At 72.9% G+C, this 18,888-nt stretch carries 14 protein-coding genes; 5 read left to right on the top strand and 9 right to left on the bottom strand.

Annotated elements, in window-relative coordinates; genetic code table 11:
• Position 1: 1 nt before the first annotated feature.
• The 4 genes from IEX69_RS00645 to IEX69_RS00630 are packed head-to-tail and all read right to left on the bottom strand — an operon-like array spanning position 2 to position 9,192.
• The gene (locus IEX69_RS00645) at positions 2 to 5,902 is read right to left on the bottom strand and encodes an Ig-like domain-containing protein (protein ID WP_085019218.1); all 5,901 of its coding nucleotides are present in this window, start codon (positions 5,900 to 5,902) and stop codon (positions 2 to 4) included.
• A gap of 19 nt (positions 5,903 to 5,921) precedes the next feature.
• Positions 5,922 to 7,328, bottom strand: a complete 1,407-nt coding sequence (locus IEX69_RS00640; RefSeq protein WP_174604423.1) for a serine/threonine-protein kinase — start codon at positions 7,326 to 7,328, stop codon at positions 5,922 to 5,924.
• A 2-nt stretch (positions 7,329 to 7,330) separates the two neighbouring features.
• Entirely contained in the window at positions 7,331 to 8,113 is a 783-nt protein-coding gene (locus tag IEX69_RS00635) for a PP2C family protein-serine/threonine phosphatase (RefSeq protein ID WP_229756190.1), read from the bottom strand.
• A gap of 26 nt (positions 8,114 to 8,139) precedes the next feature.
• On the bottom strand, positions 8,140 to 9,192 hold the full coding sequence (locus IEX69_RS00630; RefSeq protein WP_085019216.1) for an FHA domain-containing protein: 1,053 nt from the start codon (positions 9,190 to 9,192) through the stop codon (positions 8,140 to 8,142).
• An 88-nt stretch (positions 9,193 to 9,280) separates the two neighbouring features.
• Between IEX69_RS00630 and IEX69_RS00625 the strand changes: the two genes are divergently transcribed.
• Positions 9,281 to 10,669 carry an aspartate aminotransferase family protein gene (locus tag IEX69_RS00625; protein ID WP_085019215.1) on the top strand — a complete coding sequence of 463 codons (1,389 nt, stop codon included), beginning with the start codon at positions 9,281 to 9,283 and terminating at the stop codon, positions 10,667 to 10,669.
• On the opposite strand, the gene IEX69_RS00620 is transcribed toward IEX69_RS00625, so the two are convergent.
• From IEX69_RS00620 to IEX69_RS00610, 3 genes are all read right to left on the bottom strand, one after another.
• Positions 10,569 to 11,654, bottom strand: a complete 1,086-nt coding sequence (locus IEX69_RS00620; protein WP_157127143.1) for a DUF4192 family protein — start codon at positions 11,652 to 11,654, stop codon at positions 10,569 to 10,571. The genes IEX69_RS00625 and IEX69_RS00620 overlap by 101 nt on opposite strands.
• A gap of 139 nt (positions 11,655 to 11,793) precedes the next feature.
• A complete protein-coding gene (locus IEX69_RS00615) occupies positions 11,794 to 12,348 on the bottom strand; it encodes a YceI family protein (RefSeq protein ID WP_085019213.1) in 555 nt (184 codons plus the stop codon).
• Positions 12,349 to 12,490: 142 nt separating this feature from the next.
• Positions 12,491 to 12,988 (bottom strand): hypothetical protein, encoded by a 498-nt coding sequence (locus tag IEX69_RS00610; protein WP_085019212.1) that lies wholly within the window; start codon positions 12,986 to 12,988, stop codon positions 12,491 to 12,493.
• Between the two features lie 72 nt (positions 12,989 to 13,060).
• Between IEX69_RS00610 and IEX69_RS00605 the strand changes: the two genes are divergently transcribed.
• On the top strand, positions 13,061 to 14,227 hold the full coding sequence (locus IEX69_RS00605) for a coiled-coil domain-containing protein (RefSeq protein WP_085019211.1): 1,167 nt from the start codon (positions 13,061 to 13,063) through the stop codon (positions 14,225 to 14,227).
• A gap of 79 nt (positions 14,228 to 14,306) precedes the next feature.
• On the opposite strand, the gene IEX69_RS00600 is transcribed toward IEX69_RS00605, so the two are convergent.
• On the bottom strand, positions 14,307 to 15,272 hold the full coding sequence (locus IEX69_RS00600; protein ID WP_085019210.1) for a DNA-3-methyladenine glycosylase family protein: 966 nt from the start codon (positions 15,270 to 15,272) through the stop codon (positions 14,307 to 14,309).
• Positions 15,273 to 15,418: 146 nt separating this feature from the next.
• Positions 15,419 to 16,324 carry an NUDIX domain-containing protein gene (locus IEX69_RS00595; RefSeq protein ID WP_085019209.1) on the bottom strand — a complete coding sequence of 302 codons (906 nt, stop codon included), beginning with the start codon at positions 16,322 to 16,324 and terminating at the stop codon, positions 15,419 to 15,421.
• An 80-nt stretch (positions 16,325 to 16,404) separates the two neighbouring features.
• Between IEX69_RS00595 and folP the strand changes: the two genes are divergently transcribed.
• From folP to IEX69_RS00580, 3 genes are all read left to right on the top strand, one after another.
• On the top strand, positions 16,405 to 17,286 hold the full coding sequence (gene folP, locus IEX69_RS00590; protein ID WP_085019208.1) for a dihydropteroate synthase: 882 nt from the start codon (positions 16,405 to 16,407) through the stop codon (positions 17,284 to 17,286).
• A 106-nt stretch (positions 17,287 to 17,392) separates the two neighbouring features.
• Positions 17,393 to 18,130 (top strand): pyrimidine reductase family protein, encoded by a 738-nt coding sequence (locus tag IEX69_RS00585; protein ID WP_085019207.1) that lies wholly within the window; start codon positions 17,393 to 17,395, stop codon positions 18,128 to 18,130.
• Positions 18,131 to 18,213: 83 nt separating this feature from the next.
• Complete coding sequence (locus IEX69_RS00580; protein WP_174604422.1) at positions 18,214 to 18,810, top strand: trimeric intracellular cation channel family protein; 597 nt, start codon at positions 18,214 to 18,216, stop codon at positions 18,808 to 18,810.
• Positions 18,811 to 18,888 lie beyond the last annotated feature (78 nt).

Genomic DNA, 18,888 nt, shown 5'->3' with positions numbered 1-18,888 from the left:
CTCATCCCTTCGATCCGGAGACGGTGTACGAGTGTCCGGCCACGGTGACCTCGAGCCAGGGGGCTCCGTCGCCCGGCGGGACGGTGCAGGTCGGTCCGGTGGCCGTGGCGGTCGCCGCCGATCCGCTGCGACCGCAGACGAACGCAGCGGGGAGGCCGCCGTTGGCCGGCGGGTTGACCCAGGAGAACGTGTCGCCGACGAGCTGCGGATCGGGATCCAGGTCGAAGGTCAGGGACGGCTCCGGGGCCGCATACGGCGTGGACCAGTCGCCGCACAGCTGCACCGTCGACCAGACCGAGCAGGCCTGGAGCCGGAAGCGGAGCACGTCCCCGAACGCACCGCCGACGAGCGCTCGAGGGAAGCCCGCGCCGGAGAAGTCCGCCGGATCCCCGACGGGGGCGCCGCCGTCGTCGACGCGCTGGATGCGGTACCGCGATCCGTCGCCGCTGACCGAGACGTAGGCGTCCCACGTCGACCCGTCCTGCACCATGGTCACGGTCGCCGTGGGCACACCGGGTCGGGGATAGACCGACACGGTCTGCACCGCCGACGGCGTGCATCCTGCCGCGTTCCACCCCCACACGACGACCGAGTAGTCGGCGCTCGAGGCGTCGAGCGAGGCGAAGCGCACCGCTCCCGGACCACCGGTCTGCTGCTGGGCGAGGACGTCGCCGCCGACGCTGGGGAGGGAGACCCTCCCCTCCGACACCGAGCACGCCTGCGCCCCCTGGGGTACGCCGGATCCCGCGCGCAGGAGCTGGGCGACGTATCCCGCCACCGGGTTCCCGTTGTCGCCGAAGCCCGACCAGCCCACCACGACGTCGCGTCCCGCGGCGCCCGTCTCGGCGACGGCCGACGCTCCCGAGGCGATGGGGGCGCCGAAGGGGGTGGTGGTGCCGCTCGCCTCGCTGCCGGACCACACCGCCAGGGCCGGGTACGCGTCGTTCTTCGCCGTGACGACGACGGTGGTCGACACGCCGTTCGCGACTCCCCCGAGGGTGGTGGCGCAGGCGGACGAGCAGGCGGGCAACGTCTGCACCAGTCGTCCGTCGACGCGCACCTCGTAGGCGGACACCGGCGAGCCGCCGTCGAGGACGACCGCCGGGCTCCACGAGGCTCGGATCGAGCCGTCACCCGGAGTGAGCGTCAGTCCGGTCGGCGGGCCGGGCAGCACGTCGGACCAGACCAGCGGGCCGAGCGGCGTGGGATCGGATGCGCCGATGCCGTTCTGCGCCGAGACCGTGATCCTGACCGCGGACGCCGATCCGTTCCCCGGGGTCCGCACCGTGCAGCGCGTGGTCGCGCAGGTGGTCGTGACCGACGTTCCGGAGGCCGTCGTCGCCGTGGCGAGGAAGGCCGAGATCGCCGAGTTGTTGGCCGCGCCCGGAGCGAACGACACGTCCACCTCGCGATCGCCGAACCCGGCGACCACGAGACCCGTCACCGGCGCCGGTCTGTCCTGGACCGAGACGCGGACCGTGCCCCAGACGTACCGCGAGGAGTCCTGTGTCGCATCCGCCACCTGGTACTGCAGGGTGAGGTCGCCTGGAGCCGCGTCGCCCGCGACCGTCACCGAGAGCGACGCCCTGTCGGCCGACGTGGCCACCGACACCCCGGCGGGGAGCGTCGCGGAGTCGGTTCCCCGGACGGCGACGACCTGGAGGGGCACGTCGGGGAACGGGTTGCCCGCCCGGTCGTTCGCGAGCACGTCGACCGTGGTGGTGCCTCCGCGCGGCGCGATCACGGAGTCGGTGCCGAGGACCGCCAGCGGCCTCGTCGACGCGACGACCGACACGTCGATGCGGCCGGAGCGGCCCTCGCTCTGCTTGTCGGCGACGCCGATCGAGAGGGAGCCCGTGGCCCCGCGCCGGGTCGACGGGTCGGCCGTCATCGTCAGGGTCGTGCCGTCGAGGGAGAAGGCGAAGCCGGAAGGCGCCTCCCCCAGCACCCGGTAGCTCAGCAGGTTCCCCGCGCCCGGATACGGGTAGGTCGTCAGCTTCGTGAGGTCGATGTTCTTCTGCTGACCGGGCTCGAACTCGATCACGGCACCGTCGAAGACGGGGGGCTGGTTCGTGGCGGGTCTGACCGTGATGGGGAGCACGAGCGTGGCCCGCCGGGCATCCGGTCCGGCGCCGTCGGCGACCTCGAACGAGATCGAGGCCGGGCCGTAGTAGTCGGCCGCACTGCGGTAGACCAGGGTCGTGTCGCCGGACACCAGCGAGGACCCATCGGCGTGCGTGGCACGGACGGTGTTGGGATCGGAGATGCGGGGCGTCCCGTCGCCGGCGACCACGACCTGATCGGCGAGGGGGATCCGCAGCTCGGCTCCGCTCTGCACGACGAGGGCCGGTGCACCGGAACGCAGCTGCGGAAGCGCATCGCGTGTGCCCGGCACCCAGACGAACCCGGACGCCGTGATGGTCGGATCCTCGGGGTGGGCGACCGTGAACGGGATGATCTGCCGGCCCTCGCGGACCTCGACGCGCAGCCGGTGCTCGGGCGTGACCGAGGCCGCGGACGAGTACCCGTCGCCGACACGGAGGTCGAGCTGCGACGCCGGCCCCTCGGCGAAGAAGACGTTCTCGAGCACGTCGACGTCGACGCTGTCGCGGCCCGCGATGTCGTCGAGGGTGAGCACGGTGTCGGAGACGACGGGCCGGGCGAGCGGCGCATCCGGGGTGACGTCGGCGGTGACGAAGGTCGAGCTCGTCCCGCCTCGCTGGTTCTCGATCTCGTAGACGAAGCCGTAACGCCCGGGCGTCGACGGTGCCGTGATCGCGACGAGGTCGCCCGACACGGCGGCGGTGGCCGCCCCGTCCTGCGCGGAGACCCGGACCAGGCTGAGCGGGCTGCCGTCGGGGTCGGAGTCGTTGGCGAGGACGGGGACGAGGACGGTGCGCCCCGGACGGACCACGACCTCGTCCGGCGTCGCGACGGGCGGGCGCGCTCCGTCGGCCCGGGGCGAGATGCCGACCCGGATGGTCCCGCTCGCCCGGGCTCCGAGGCTGTCGACCACGGTGTAGCCGAACGTGTCCGTCCCGGCGGAGTAGTCGCCCGCCGTGTACTCGAGCCAGGAGACGCCCGTGGCGGAGATCGTGCCCTTCTCCGGCGCGGAGTCGACGCCGGCGAACTGCACCGAGTCGCCGTCGGGGTCGATCCCCGTGAGCGGGATGGGGATGCGGACGGTCTCGCCCGAGAGGACACGGGCGGTGACCCGCGCGGGCACGGGCGCGGAGTTCGACGCGGCGTCGGCCTCGCGCACGCGGATCGTGACCTGCGCCGTGGCCCACTGCCCGTCGGGTGCGTCGACCCGGTACTCCGCCGTGTACTCCCCGGGCGTGGCCGGAGCGAGGTAGCGCAGCACGGAGCCCGAGGCGAACAGGAGCCCCGACCCGGCGGACAGCGGGCGGGCGAGGTCGGCATGGAGGCTGAGCTGGTCGCCGTCGGGCTGGCTGTCGTTGTCGAGCACCGGGATGTCGACGACGTCGCCGACGCGGACGGACGCGACATCCGCCACCGCGACCGGGGGCTGCCTGATGGCGGGAGGCGTCACCTCGACGACGGTGACCGAGCCCGCCGCCGAGGCGAGTCCGTTGCTGACCGTGTAGGCGAAGGAGGTCGACCCTCCCGCGAGCGGCCCGGTGAGCGTGACCCTGATCGTCCTCTGCTCGAGGACCTCCACCTGGACACCCGGATCGGCGGCGGAGCCGGCGGAGGTCACGATGAGCACGGCGCCCGCGGGATCGTAGTCGCCGGCCAGGACGTCGATCTCGACGCTGCTGCCCTGACGCACGAAGGTGGTGTGGGGCACCGTGACCGGAGCGCTGTTCGCATCCGGGACGGCGGTGACCTCGAGGCGCATCGTGCCCGTCGCTGTCCGAGATCCGTCGGCGACGGAGTAGTCGATCAGATAGGTGCCGGCCGACGACGCCGTCAGGCGCACGGCGCCCTGGACGTAGTCGGCGTCGACGGTCACGCCGTCTCGCACGCCGACCGTGGTCAGCCGCAGCGCCTCCGTCCCGCCCCTCACATGCGGAAGGGGCTCGACCGTGTCCTCGACGCCCGCGTTCAGCGACACCACGAAGCCGTCCGCGACGAGCGGGACGTCGGCGGGGTCGTGCACGACCACCGGGATCGTCCCCGCCGTGGTCGAGGCTCCGTCGCTGACGACGAGCGAGATGTCGCGCGGACCGGCGGACGTCCCGGAGTCGAGGTACGTCACCTGGCCCTCGGGACGGAACGTGACCGAGTCGGGCGGCGGGGTCCCGGCCGAGGCGAGGTAGAACGGGTCCGCGTCAGGGTCGTACCAGTCGCTGCGCACGTCGGTGGTCGCTCGCGCCCCGAGCGCCACGTCGAGCGTCGACCGCCTGACCTGCACGGGAGGGGAGTTCTCCCCGGGGGCGCGGATCGTGACGGCGACCGTCGCCCGGGCGCTCCCGCCCCGGCCGTCGGAGATCCCGTACCCGAACGTGAGCGTCCCGGTCGCCGTGCCCGGCAGGGTGAGCTGCAGCTGCTGGCCGTCGTCGATGACGTCGACCCGCCAGTCCACGCCGTCGGGGACGGTGACGTCGTCGATGACGAGGGTGTCGCCGTTCACGTCGTAGTCGTTGAGCAGCACCGGCAGCGCCTGCGCGCGACCCGCCCGGGCCCCGAGGTCGTCGTCGACCGCCACCGGCGGCTGCTGCACCGGGTCCGGCGTGTCGGGGGCGTCGGTGGCGGCGTCCTCCTGCTGAGGGTCGGTCGTCGTGGTGTCGAGCAGCTGGTCCCAGTCGTCGATCACCGCGTTGTCTCGTGCGACGTCCCAGGCACGTCCGGACGTCCGGTCGTTGAGGAGGACTCCCCCGTCGCCGTTCGTGCGGAAGACGAGGCGCGACTCCGATCCCATCCCCTCGAACGTCGTCTCGCCGGCCTCGCCTGCCTCGCCGGCCTCGCCGGAGGTCGCTCGCCCGGGGTCTGCCGTCGACGCGCAGTCGGTCCACCCCGTGCCGTCGGACCACGCGGCGTAGCCGCATCCGTCGATCTCGATCGGAGCGGCGGGAGCACCGGAGTGCCCCTCGGACAGGGAGCGCGTGGAGCCCGTCGTCGGGTCGATCAGGACCAGACCGCTGCGGGTGGCGAGGAGGACGCCGTCCCGGCCCTCGCCGGGCTGCTGGAGCACGGCTCCGGCGGGGTCGTCGAGGGAGACGGGGACGGCGCCCGAGGCGCTGATCACGCGGCTGGTGCTGCGGTCGAACACGATCCAGCCGGCGTCGGTCGCCGTCATCGTGACGTCGGCGTCGGCGGCGAGGTCGACGGCGAGGGAGGTCTGCGCCTCGCCGCTCGACAGCGAGTACACCGAGCCGGTCGCAGGCGACACCGCGTAGAGACGCCCCTGCCAGGCGGCCATCGCCCCCGTCGGGCCGACGGTCACGTCGGCGGCGGCGTCGGGGTCGAAGGCCGGGAGGGCGGGGACCGTGGTCGACCAGGCCGAACCGGACTCGGGCGACCAGACGATGGCGCGGTCGCCGCTCAGCACGATCGACGCCTCGCCCGCGGGAAGGGGGAACGACTCGTCGGCGGTCATCGACGCGGTGTCGACCAGGCGGCCCTCACCGTCGCCCCGGTCGGCCACCACGACCGTCGACCCGCTCTGGTCGACGTCGAGGGATCCGGCGCCGAGCGGCACGAGACCGTTCAGCTCGCCGACCACCGGGTTCGCGCGGCCGGCGGCGTGATGCAGGTCGCTCGTCACCCAGACGGTGCCGTCGTGGAGGTCGACCTGCTGCGCCACGAAGCCCGTGGAGACGACGGAGACCACGGCGACGAGCGCCGCCACCGCGCCGCCGCTGACGAGCGTCGCGGCGGCCGAGCGGTGAGCGGCGACCCACCCGCCGATCCGACCCGTGCCCAGTGCGCCCTTCACGACGCGCTCACCGACCTGCTCACGGCACCGAGGCGCACTTCTCCGCGCTCGGCTCGCCGGCCCGTCCCGCGCGGAGGACGGCGACGGAGATGCAGACGCTGCCGCCCGCGGTGGCGTCGGCCGAGAACTCGGCGGTGCGCTGGACAGAGGTCACCCCGTCGCGGGTGGCGACGCGGTAGCTGTCCTGCGAGGTGAGGCCCGGGTCGGCCCAGCTGAACACGAGCCGGTCGCCCTCGACCCGCGCGGTGATCTCCCCCACCTTCGGGATGGACGGCTGGGCGGCCTGCTGCGCGAGGATCAGGCCGCCCGCGCCGAGAGCCACCACCGCGAGCGCCCCTGCTCCGAGGAGCAGCGGTGCACGGCGGGAGCGCGGGGCGGCTCCGCCCCGGGCGACGTGGGTCCGGTCGGAGTCGTGCGAAGCGGACTGAGCCACGGCGCCCACCGAGGGCGCGGTCGGATGGCGGCGTCGCCGCCGAGACGGGACGGTGCCGCCGGCCGGTGGGGTGCTGAGGACGGTGCGATCGTCGGTGTCGCGGGCGTAGTCGGTCGCCCATTCCGCGACCGCCACCTCGGCCGCGGTCTGGGTCAGCCCCAGCGAGGTCTCGATCCCTTGCAGCTCGCGCAGCAGTTCGAGGGCCGAGGCGGGACGAGCGGCGGGGTTCTTCGACAGGGTGCGGGCGAGACAGCGCGCCAGCGCCTCGGGGACGTCGTCGCGACCGATCCGAGCCGGCTTGGCTCGGGTGATCCGCCGCACGAGCTCCCCCGGGGGCAGGCTGCGTCCCGGTTCCTCGAACGGCGACCGCCCGGCCAGCAGGGAGTACAGCGTGGCGCCGAGCGACCACACCTCCGAGGCGACGGTGCCCGTGGTCTCCTCCGACACCACCTCCGGAGCCGACCAGGGGATGGACAGGCCGACGGTCTCCCCCGGGTGCGACGCCCGCGTCGTGGAGGCGATCCCGAAGTCGGAGAGGACGGGCGCGCCGTAGGCCGTGACGAGGATGTTCGACGGCTTCACGTCGCGGTGGAGGATGCCCTCCTGGTGAGCGGTGTGCAGCGCACCGGCGATCTTCACCCCGATGCGCAGCACCTCGGCCACGGGGAGCGGGGCCGTGCGGTAGCGCTGACCGAGCGAGGAGGAGCACAGCTCCATCACCAGGTACGGCCGGCCGTCGCCGGAGACCCCGGCCTCGTAGACGGTGAGGATGGACGGATGCGCGCTGAGCCTGGCCATGAGGTCGGCCTCCGCCCGGAACATGCGGCGGACCGCGTCGTCGACCGTCTCGGGGAGCATGACCTTGACGGCGACCTGTCGTCGGGGCATGGTCTGCTCGAACAGGTAGACGTCAGCGAAGCCGCCCGAGCCCAGCACCCGCACCGACGTGAAGCCGGGGAGCGTCGGCGGCGGCGACGGGAGTCTCCTGGCCACGGTCAGTCCCGCGGCGGCTCGGCGTCGCCCATCGCCTCGTCCGACTCGACGTCGATGACCACCACGGTCACGTTGTCTCGGCCGCCGTTGGCCAGCGCGGCCGCCACCAGCTCCGACGCGGCGCTCTCGGCGGTCTTCGCCGTCGAGAGGTAGTGGCGGATGCCGTAGTCGGTGAGCTCCTTGGTGAGTCCGTCGGAGCAGAGCAGGAGCCGCTGCCCCGCCACGATCGGCACGGTGACGTAGTCCGGCACCGGCTTCTCGTGGAAGCCGATGGCACGCGTGATCACGTTGCTGTCGGGGTGGTGCTCCGCCTGGTCGGGCGTGATGAGCCCGGCGTCGATGAGCTCCTGCACGACGGAGTGGTCGCGGGTGATCTGCTCGAGCAGGCCCTCCCGGAAGGAGTACACCCGGGAGTCCCCGATGTTGAAGACGACCCACTCGAGGCCCTCGTCGCCGTCTGCGAGCGCGACACCGGTCACCGTGGTCCCGGTCCCCAGTGCGGACTCGTCGCCCACACGATCGATGTCGGTCAGCGCCAGGCCCAGGGCGCCCTCGATCTGCACCGGGGTGACCACCGACTCGTGGAGCTCCGAGAGGCGCTCCACGACAGCCTTCGAGGCGACGTCTCCGGCCGAGTGACCGCCCATGCCGTCGGCGACGGCGAAGATCGGCAGGCCCGAGATGACGCTGTCCTCGTTGACCTGGCGTTTGTTGCCGGTGTCGGTGAGGGCCGCCCAGGACAGCACGAGCCGCCTGGGCTGAGCGCCGTCCTTCGTGACGCTCACGCGAGCGGTGCTGCGGCCGATCTGGGTCACGTGGTGAACTCCCGGGAAGCTGTCTGGGGATCTGGGGGCGTCCGCCCCGGCGACGCCTCATCGATCGGGGTGATGCGGAGGATGACTCCATCGCCGATGTCGACACTAGCCGACCCGGCGACCGCGACCGAGTCGCCCTGACGCAGTCGCAGGCGCGTGCCGTCGCCGAGGGTCACCCCGGTGCCGTTGGTGGACCGTAGATCGGTGACGACGGCGGTCGATCCGGCGCGGGCGATCTCCACGTGACTCGAGGACACGACGCCGCTCGGAGACGCCACCGTCACGAGCTCGACGGCGTCGGTCGCCGCGGGATCCGATCCCGGGCGGACCCTCGGACGCCGTCCGACGATCACCGGACGGACGAGCTCGCGGTCGCCGTCCGGGAAGGACACGCGGAACCGCACGGCCGGTCGAGGCGGCTCCTGCTCGAGCACGGTCTCGACCGGGGCGGACTCGGGGCGCGGCCGGGTGCGCGTGATCACCGTCTCGTCGTCGACTCCCCCGAGGGACTCTGACGCCGGCCCAGCCGTCCAGAACACCGTCGAGGCGGACACCACGACCCGGCCGACCGGATGAGCGGTCGGCGGCACCACGGGGTGGGACTCGGGCAACGGCGGCAGTCGGCCCGCGACGAGGGACTCGACGTCGTCGAACTCCGCCATCCGCCAGGGCAGCGCCCCCGCCGAGCCGAACCGGCGGGCGCCGCCGGGAGACCGGATGTCGGCTGCCGCCGAACCGCGGGCGACAGCGATGACCCGGCAGGGCGCCGAGGGCGGCGCGGAGGGCCCGGCCGGCGAGGACGGAGGCCCGGAGGGCCGCGCCGGCGAGGACGGCTCGTCCTCGAGCCAGAGCACGAGGAACGAGTCGACGGAACCCCTCGTCGGGATGCTCGAGACGACCCGCTCGAGGGTGGCGTCGGCGGCCGTGCACGCCCGCCAGACCGCCTCGACCACGGATCCTTCCGCGTCGCCGGGCAGGAGGACCACCGCGGGGACTGCGGCGACCACCGTGTATCCCGCCTCGGCGGAGAGGCACCTCAGCTCCCCCATCCGGCCACGGTACACCGTGCGCCGGGCTGCGGACGCTTGAGCCCTGACCGCCCGGCGGGCAGAATCGCTGGCGACGACGGGAGAGCACATGACCCAGGCCGAGGACGACACCGGGACGCTCCGCGCGAAGGCGCGCGACCACCTCTGGATGCACTTCGCGCGGCAGTCCGCGTTCGACTCCGAGACGGGGGTGCCGATCATCGTGCGCGGCGAGGGCCACCACATCTGGGACTCGACGGGACGGCGCTACATCGACGGGCTGTCGGGCCTGTTCGTGGTCAACGCCGGACACGGCCGGCGCAGGCTCGCCGAGGCGGCGGCGCGTCAGGCCGAGCAGCTGGCGTTCTTCCCGATCTGGTCGTACGCGCATCCGGCCGCGATCGAGCTCGCCGAGCGACTGGCGCACTACGCCCCGGGCGACCTCGACCGCGTCTTCTTCTCGACCGGAGGCGGCGAGGCGGTCGAGACGGCGTTCAAGCTCGCCAAGCAGTACTGGCGGCTGGTCGGCCGCCCAGGGAAGCACAAGGTCATCTCGCGCTCGGTCGCCTACCACGGCACGCCCCACGGCGCGCTCGCCATCACGGGCATCCCCGCGATGAAGCAGCCGTTCGAACCCGTCGCACCGGGGGGCTTCCGGGTGCCCAACACGAACTTCTACCGGGCCGCCGAGTCGGGGTACACCGGCACGATCGACGACTACGGACGCTGGGCCGCCGATCGCATCGAGGAGATGATCCTGTTCGAGGGCCCCGACACCGTGGCCGCGGTCTTCCTGGAGCCCGTCCAGAACTCCGGCGGGTGCTTCCCGCCCCCGCCGGGCTACTTCCAGCGCGTGCGCGAGATCTGCGATCGGCACGACGTGCTCCTCGTCAGCGACGAGGTCATCTGCGCCTTCGGGCGCATCGGCGAGTGGTTCGCCTGCGACGCCTACGACTACGTGCCCGACATGATCACCTGCGCGAAGGCGATGACGAGCGGCTACTCCCCCATCGGCGCGACCATCGTGAGCGAGCGCGTGTACGAGCCCTTCGCGACCGGCCAGACCTCGTTCGCCCACGGGTACACGTTCGCCGGCCACCCCGTCTCGGCCGCGGTCGCCCTGGAGAACCTCGACATCTTCGAGGAGGAGGACCTGAACGGCCGGGTGCGGGAGCTCTCGCCCGCCTTCCGGCAGACGCTCGAGCGCCTGCACGACCTGCCGATCGTCGGCGACGTCCGGGGCGACGGGTACTTCTTCGGCATCGAGCTGGTGAAGGACAAGACCACGCGGGAGACCTTCGACGCCGACGAGTCGGAGCGCCTGCTGCGCGGGTTCCTCTCGAGAGAGCTGTTCGAGGCGGGCCTGTACTGCCGTGCTGACGACCGCGGTGATCCGGTCATCCAACTCGCTCCTCCCTTGACGATCGGGCAGCCGGAGTTCGACGAGATCGAGCAGATCCTCCGCGACGTGCTGACCCGGGCGTGGCAGGTGCTGTGAGAGCCGGCCACCGGTCGGGATGCGGCACCTGGCCCGCCGCCGCGAGTCGGGAGACGAGGCCCGCGAGCGCGTAGTCGCGATCCTGCTCCAGAGCGGCGCCGAGGAGGACCCGCGCGCTCGCCACACGGCCGAGCGCCAGCTCGACGAGCGCGATCACCGTGAGCACGGACGGCAGGAGGCTCTCCGGCGCGAGCGACGCGGCCCGTCTCAGCAGCGGGACCGCTGCGCCCAGGCGGGCCGTCACCCCGGGCCCCGGAGTCGGACGGGCGCCGAAGATCCACCCGTCGGGACGAGCGCCGAGGACACCCGCCACGACATGGTCGCGCAGGACGGGATCGTCGAGAGCATGGGCGACGGCGACGAGCTCGACGTCGGAGACCGCCGGCGCTCCCGTCTCTCCGGAGGCGCTCGGCGACGGCGGGTCGAGTGAGCGGAGGAGCCGTCCGAGAGCGTGGTCTGCCGTCGGTGGGGCGGCCGCCAACCCGGCCCAGGCAGCCCGCTGGCGGGCCAGCGGTGCGGGACGCGGGACGACGGGCCCGGACACGTCGCCCTCGGCGAGGACGCCGTCGCCCTCCCGCAACGGCCGCCAGCGGACGCGGTCGAGCGGCGACCACTCCTCGCCCGCGACGACGAGACCCGGAAGCACGACGAAGCCGGCTCGACCGAGATGGACCGCGACGCGGTCGGCCGTGGCCCCGTGCTCCCAGGCGTCCTCGGCATCGTCGAGGGCCGGTGCGAACACCACGGGCACGACCCGCTCGGCGAAGCGCTCGCGCGCCAGCAGACCGGCGAGGGCTCGGCCGAGCTCCTCTCCCGCGTCGCCGGTGCTCCTCGGCAGATCGACGCGCACCAGGCTCCCGAGGCCCCGCTCCACCGCGAGCACGAGGCTGCCCGTGGGGCGGTAGCCGAGCTCGCGCTCGATGCCGAGCGGGAGCTCGCGGCCGGTTCGCTGGAGGGCGGAGGGGAGCAGGAGGGCGCTGGTCATGGCGACGAGTGTGCCCGTCAGCTCGCCCGGACGCAGCGAAGCGGCGGCTCCTGTGGATGCGGCCCCGGATGGGGTCACATGTGCAGGAGTCGCCGCCTCGTCAGATCTCCGCGGCGGGGCCGCGGGAGCAGAGCCCGGGTCAGGCCTGGAGCGCCGCCTGGATGTCGAGCGTGATGGTGACCTCGTCGCCCACCAGGACGCCGCCGGCCTCGAGCGGAGCGTTCCAGCTCACACCGAAGTCGTTGCGGTTGATCTTGGTGGTGGCCTCGAAGCCGGCCTTGTAGTTGCCGTACGCGTCCTGGCCGAAGCCGCCGAACTCGAAGTCGAACGTGACGGGCTTGGTGACGCCCTTGATGGTCAGGTCGCCGTCGACCTTCCAGTCGTCGCCCACCTTGCGCACGCCGGTCGACACGAAGGTCAGCTGCGGGTGGGTGGGGGCGTCGAAGAAGTCGTTCGTGCGGAGGTGCCCGTCGCGGTTCTCGTCCTTGGTGTCGATCGACGCGACGTCGGCGGTTGCGGTGACCTTCGTGTCGAGCGGGTTCTCTCCCGTGACGAAGGTGGCGCTGAAGGTCTTGAAGTGGCCCTTGACCTTGCTGATGAGCAGGTGACGGACGCTGAAGGACACCTCGCTGTGCGAGGGGTCGACGGTCCAGGTGCCGGCCTTGTAACCGGGGATCTCGATGGTGTCGGTCATGGTGTCTCCTCCTGTGTTCTGGAATGGGACGTGGCCGTCCTCATGTATGCGAATGCATCCAGATCCACCATTATTCCGTTGTAGGTGACATTTTCTGTGTCACAGAAGGAAAGACATCCCGAGAGTCGACCGGGAACCACCGTCAGCGCAGGATCTCGACCATGAGCACCCAGGCGTTGAGGATCGCGACGACGAACATCAGGAGGAACCCTCCGGCGACCCAGTACATCCCAGCGGACTGACCGACGCACACCAGCAGGGCGCCGAGGAGCAGGGGGACCAGCTGCCCCACGGTCAGCGCGACCTTCGCGGAGAGCGATCCGCGAGGACCGTGTTCCCCGTGGCGCAGCAGAGCGCGCGCCGCCTGCAGCTGGAAGGCGCCGCAGAACAGGGTCACCGCGAGCAGCTCGAGGCCGAGTGCGACCGCGGGCTGGGCCGGGAGCAGGACGAGCAGGGATCCGATCATGATGGCCACCACCGACGCCACCGTCGCGCCCGCCCGGACGGGAAGGACGGCCTCGGCGATGATCTCCTTGATGTTGACCGAGATCGCCACGATCAACAGGCCCGCGAGCGCGCCTGCCGCTCCCGCCGAGGCCACCGCGAACTCGCTCCACCCCATGACGATCCCCTCGCTCATGACTGGATGCTAGTCGTGTGACGCGCGGGAATGTCCCCACATCCTTCACTCTCGTCACATACCATCGAATGCATGAGAGCCCGTGTCGCCCGACTCGGAGTGGCCGCTGCCGTCGCCGCGGCCCTCGTCGCGAGCCCCTTCGCGGCCGCCGGCGCCGTGCAGCCGAGCGCTCCGCGGGCCGACTACCCCAGCTGGGACGAGGTCCAGGCGGCGAAGGCCAACGAGGCCTCGAAGCAGGCCGAGGTCGACAACATCACCTCGCTCATCTCCGGGCTCGAGACCCAGACCGCGCAGCTCCAGCAGGAGGCCTTCGCCCGCGGACAGGAGTACCTCAAGGCCCAGGCCGACCTGCAGTCGGCGACCTCCCTCGCCGACTCGCTGCAGACCCAGGCCACGGCCGCCGCCGCCAAGGCCTCGCAGGCCAAGCTGCAGGTGGGTCAGCTCGTCTCGCACCTCTACCGCCAGGGCGGCGACTCGACCATGAGCCTCCTCCTCGACGGGTCCGCGGGGAGCGACGACCTGCTCTACCAGCTCGGGACGATGAGCCAGCTCACCCAGACCACCACGGGCATCCGCAACGCCGCCGTCGCCGCCGAGAACACGTCGCAGGCGCTCACCGAGCAGGCGTCGGTGGCCGAGGCGGAGCGGTCGCGTCTGGCCGACGAGGCCTCGACGCGCTTGCAGTCGGCCCAGGACGCCCAGGCCGCCGCCGAGTCGAAGCTGGCCGAGGCCGAGGCGACGAGCAACACGCTCTACGCCCAGCTCGCGACGCTCAAAGACACCAGCGCGCAGACCGAGAAGGACTACCGCCAGGGTGTCGCCGACGCTCAGGCTGCAGCCGCTGCTGCCGCGGCAGCCGCAGCGGCCGCCGGCGGGTACGACGAGGATCCGGGGTCGGCGTGGGTGCCGGACAGCGGCTCCATCATGAGCCCGGCCGAGGCGCAGGCCTATGCCAGCAGCCAGATGGGCGCGTGGGGCTGGGGCGGCGATCAGTTCAGCTGCCTCGTCTCGCTCTGGACCGGCGAGTCCGGATGGCGGGCCAACGCGCTCAACGAGTCCAGCGGGGCCTACGGCATCCCGCAGTCGCTGCCGGCGACGAAGATGGCGACCGCGGGCGCCGACTGGCAGACCAACGCCGCGACCCAGATCAACTGGGGCCTGTCGTACATCTCGCGCGCCTACGGCACGCCCTGCGCCGCGTGGTCGAAGTGGCAGTCGCGTTCGCCCCACTGGTACTGAGCTCGCGCGCTGAGTTCAGCCCGCGCCTCGGTGAGCCCACATCGGGCTAGGCCGGACTGCGGCGTGAACCTCGGGGAGGTCAGTGCCCTCGGTGGTCCTGAATGGTGATCCGCGCGCCGTGGCGCGGCCGGGTGATGCCCGTCGCGAGCACCAGCCGCACCACCCGCTGGCGCTGACCGGACCACGGCTCCAGGAGCTCGGCGAGTCCGTCGTCGTCGAGCTCCTCCCCCACCAGGGCGAAGCCGATCGTCTTCGAGAGGTGGTAGTCGCCGAAGCTCACCGCATCCGGATCGCCGTGGGTGCGCTGCACGATCTCGGCGCTCGTCCACACGCCGATGCCGGAGAACGTCTCGAGGAGCCGCCTGGCGTCCGCGCCCTCGCGCCCGACGAGGCGCTGGAGCGCCGACCCTCGGGCGGTCGCCTCGACCACCGTGCGGGAGCGGCGCGGATCGACCCCCGCCCGATGCCAGTCCCACGACGGGATCCGTCGCCAGCCCTCGGCCGACGGCGGGACCCGCATGTGGTGCGGAGCAGGGCCCGGAGCCGGGTCGCCGTGCTGGGTCACGAGCACCCTCCAGGCGCGGAACGCCTCGGTGGAGGTGATCTTCTGCTCGATCACCGCCGCCGCGAGCGCGTCGGTGACGCGCTGCGACCGCGTGAGGCGGAGACCGGGGTGGCGATGCCTGGCGTCGGCGAGCAGCGGATGCGCGGACACGTCGAGCTCGGACCAGTCGTCGTGGGCGCCCAGCAGAGCGGGGATCGAGTCGAGCGCCTGGCCGGCCCCCGGCCCCCACGCCTGCATCCGGATCCCGGACGTGCGGCGGGTCAGCCGCACGGTCGCGGCGCCCTCCTCGGTGCGGAAGGCGAGCCAGACCCCGTCGTCGGCGAAGACGGTGGCGGGGTCGTGCCTGCCGCGCCGATGCGGGTGGAGCGTGCCGAGCAGGTCGACCTCGTGCTCGGGACGGTACTCGTGCTCGAGCGCAGGCGCGGCCGCGCCCGCGTGCGCTCCCGCGTGCGCGGCGACCGGATCGAGCGAGAGGGTCATGGTCCAGGCAGACTACGCGACCCCGACGACGCCGGCGTCGTCGTCGAGCGTCTGTCGCTCATCACGTGATCCGCTCGAGCGAGGCCGTCTGAGGCGAGACCTCGCCGTATTCCGTGATGGACGACGGCGTCCGACCCGAGGCGACCTCAGTGCGCCGCGTCGAGCGCGTCCAGGACCTCGAGCAGCGCGCCCGGCCCCATGACACGTGCCCCGGCAGCCTCCACACGGCCGGCGAGCTCGCGATCGGCGGTCACCACGACGGTACCCGGCGCCTCGGCCGCGACGTCGACGATGGTGTCGTCGCCTGCCCCCGACGCACGCACCACCCGGATGGCCGGAACCGGCGCGGGCGGCTCCTCGGGATCCGCCGCCGCCGATGCCTTGCCCTCGAGCACCACGACGATGCGGGCCCAGATCGATCCTGGTTGCGACTCCCCCAGCGTGCCGGCAGGGAGTCCCTGCTCGGCCAGCCGGCCCAGCCTCGCGAGCAGGCGTTCGGCGGCACCCGGCCGATCCCGCCACCAGCCGTCGGGCCGGGAGCCGACCACGTTAGCCGCATCGACGACGAGGGTCGTGGGAGGCGCGAGCCTCGGTGCGAGGGCGGGCCAGGAGGCCGCGAAACCGGGATGCAGCGGGAGGGCGTCGACCTCGTCCACGGCCACCCAGCGCAGCTCGAGGCTCTCCGCATCGCCGATGGTGGGTTCGAACTGCTCCACGGCCTCGACCGCGACCGTCACGTACGACCAGAAGCCCAGATCGAGGACGGAGCTGAAGGAGAGCCGGACCTCGTCGACCGGGACCCCCGCCTCCTCGTGCGCCTCGCGCAGCGCGCCGGTGACGGCGCTCTCACCCTCGTGACGGGCCCCGCCCGGGAGCCCCCAGGTGCCCCCGTGGTGGCTCCACTCCGCACGGTGCTGCAGGAGCACGCCACCCCGAGGGTGGTGCACGAGGAGACCCGCCGCGCCGAACCGTCCCCAGAAGCGACGACCGTCGGGCCCCTCCACCCACGCGTCGCCGGGATCACGAGGGAGGCCTGCCGGCAGGGTCACCATGGTCCCAAGCCTCTCACGCCGATGTGAGGTGTCCCATCACCTCGTCACGCAGGGACACCGCGATCGGCGAGAATGACCCCATGCTGCTCCCTCCGCTCAGCCATCCCGTCCGCCGGATGGGCCGGAGGACGATCGACTTCTCGCGGCGGATCGCCGTCATGGCGATCGTGAACCGCACCCCGGACTCGTTCTTCGACCAGGGGGCCACGTTCGCGCTCGACGCCGCGGTCGAGGCGGCGCTGTCCGCGGCCGAGCAGGGGGCGGACTGGGTCGACATCGGCGGAGCGAAGTTCGCTCCCGGTCCGGAGATCCCCGCCGCGGAGGAGCTCGACCGCGTGCTGCCCGTGGTCGAGCGGGTCGCCGCGCGATCCGACGTGGTGATCTCCGTCGACACGTTCCGCGCCGAGGTGGCCGAGGCGTGCATCCGGGCAGGGGCCGCGGTGGTGAACGACACCACCGGCCTCAGCGATCCCGACATGGCCGCGGTGGTCGCCGCATCCGAGGCGTCGCTCGTCGTCACGCACAGCCTCGCGGCGCCGCGCACCGAGTACCCGCGCCCCCACTACGACGACGTGGCCGGCGAGGTCCGTCGGTTCCTCGAGGAGAGGGTGCAGCGCGCGGTCGACGCGGGCATCCCCGAGTCGAGGCTGTTCGTCGATCCGGGGCACGACCTCAACAAGAACACCGTGCAGACGCTCGAGCTCACCCGGCGGATGGACGAGATCACCTCGCTCGGCATCCCCACCCTGGCCGCGGTGTCGAACAAGGACTTCGTCGGCGAGAGCATCGACGCGCCGAAGTCCGAGCGGCTCGAGGGCTCGCTCGTGGCCGCGACCGTCTGCGCGATGCTCGGCGCCCGGGTCCTCCGGATGCACGACGTTCGCGCCTCCGTCGCGGCCGCGCGCATGATGGAGGCCCTGCTCGGGGTGCGCGAGCCCGCGAACCCCGTGCACAACGTGTGAGCGCCGTCCCATCCGTCTCGCCCGCCGTCCCGATCCGCCGCCCGTCCCGATCCGCCGCCCGTCACCCCGTCCCGTCCGACACGATCCACGAGAGCCAGGAGCCGCCATGACCGACATCGTCCCGCTCGAGCCGTCGGGATCCGCGCTCGATCACGCCGGGATCATCGCCCGCTACGCGCCCGCGGACCGCGGCCGCACCACCGTGCGCGTCAACTTCATCGCGAGCGTCGACGGCTCCGCGACGGTGTCAGGGCTCTCCGGAGGGCTCGGCGGCGACGCCGACAAGACGGTGTTCGACACCCTCCGCGGCCTCGCCGACGTGGTGCTGGCCGCCGCCGGCACGGTGCGCAAGGAGGGCTACGGTGCGCTCGTCACGCCGGACCCGATGCGGGAGTGGCGCTCGGCGACCGGGCTGGCCGCGCATCCGGTCATGGCCGTGGTGAGCGGCTCGCTCGATCTCGACCCGGACGACGACCTCTTCGCGAAGGCCCCCGAACGTCCGATCGTCTACACCGTGGAGTCGGCGCCGGCGGATGCGGTGGAGCGGCTCGCCGAGGTCGCGGACGTCGTCGTCGCGGGCGACGAGCAGGTGGACCCCGAGCGGGTGGTCGCCGACCTCGCCGCCCGGGGCCTGCACCAGATCCTGTGCGAGGGCGGACCGTCGCTGTTCGGTGCGTTCATCGACGCCGGAGCCGTCGACGAGCTCTGCCTCACGGTGTCGCCGCTGCTCGAAGGCGGCGCCGGCCCGAGGATCGCCCGTGGGAGCGCGGCGCCGACGCCCCTGCGGCTCGCGCACGTGCTGGCGGCGGACTCGGTGCTCCTCACACGCTGGGTCCGGGCGTGACTGCCGCCGCGTCGGCCGGCTCTGCCGGTGCGACGTCCCGGCCGCCCGCTTCTCGGAGCCGTGCGGCGACGACCGCGTTCACCGTGGCCGACATCGTCGCGACGCTGCTGTTCGCCTTCGAGGGAGCGCGTCTGGCGGCCCTGGCCGGGCTCGACGTGTTCGGGATCGTCGTGGTCGGCCTCGCCTCGAGCACGGTCGGCGGCATCCTCCGTGACCTGCTGCTCGGCGACACGCCGCCGTTCGCGTTCCGGTCGCCGTCGCGCCTGGTCGCCGCGCTCGGCGGGTCAGCGCTCGCCCTCGGCGTCGTCGGCTCGGGCACGGAGCTGCCGGAGGCCGTGATCTCGGTGGCGGATGCGCTCGGGCTGGCCCTGTTCGCCGTCACCGGGGCGGAGAAGGCGGTCGACCACGGATCGAACGGGCTGGTCACCGTCATCCTCGGCACGCTCACCGCCGTCGGCGGAGGGATCACCCGCGACCTCCTCACGGGCGTCGTGCCCACTGTGCTCACCTCGAGCGTCTACGCGTCGGCGGCGGCGCTCGGGGCCCTCGGCGTGTGGGCTGTCTGGCGGATGCGCGCACCCATGATCGCCGCGATGGCCGTCGGCTTCCTCCTCACCGCCGGCCTCCGCATCGCCGCCCTCGCCTGGGACTGGCAGCTCCCCCACCTCGTCACCCCCTGACCTCGTCTCCCCCTGACCTCGTCTCCCGCGCCCGCCCGGGCCGCCGGCGCGGGCTCGCCCCCGAGCCAACTCCGGAGA

Source organism: Cnuibacter physcomitrellae, assembly GCF_014640535.1.
In the GTDB taxonomy this organism is placed as follows: domain Bacteria; phylum Actinomycetota; class Actinomycetes; order Actinomycetales; family Microbacteriaceae; genus Cnuibacter; species Cnuibacter physcomitrellae.
Note: the sequence above shows the minus strand (reverse complement) of the source record. Positions and strands in the feature narration are given on the sequence as shown.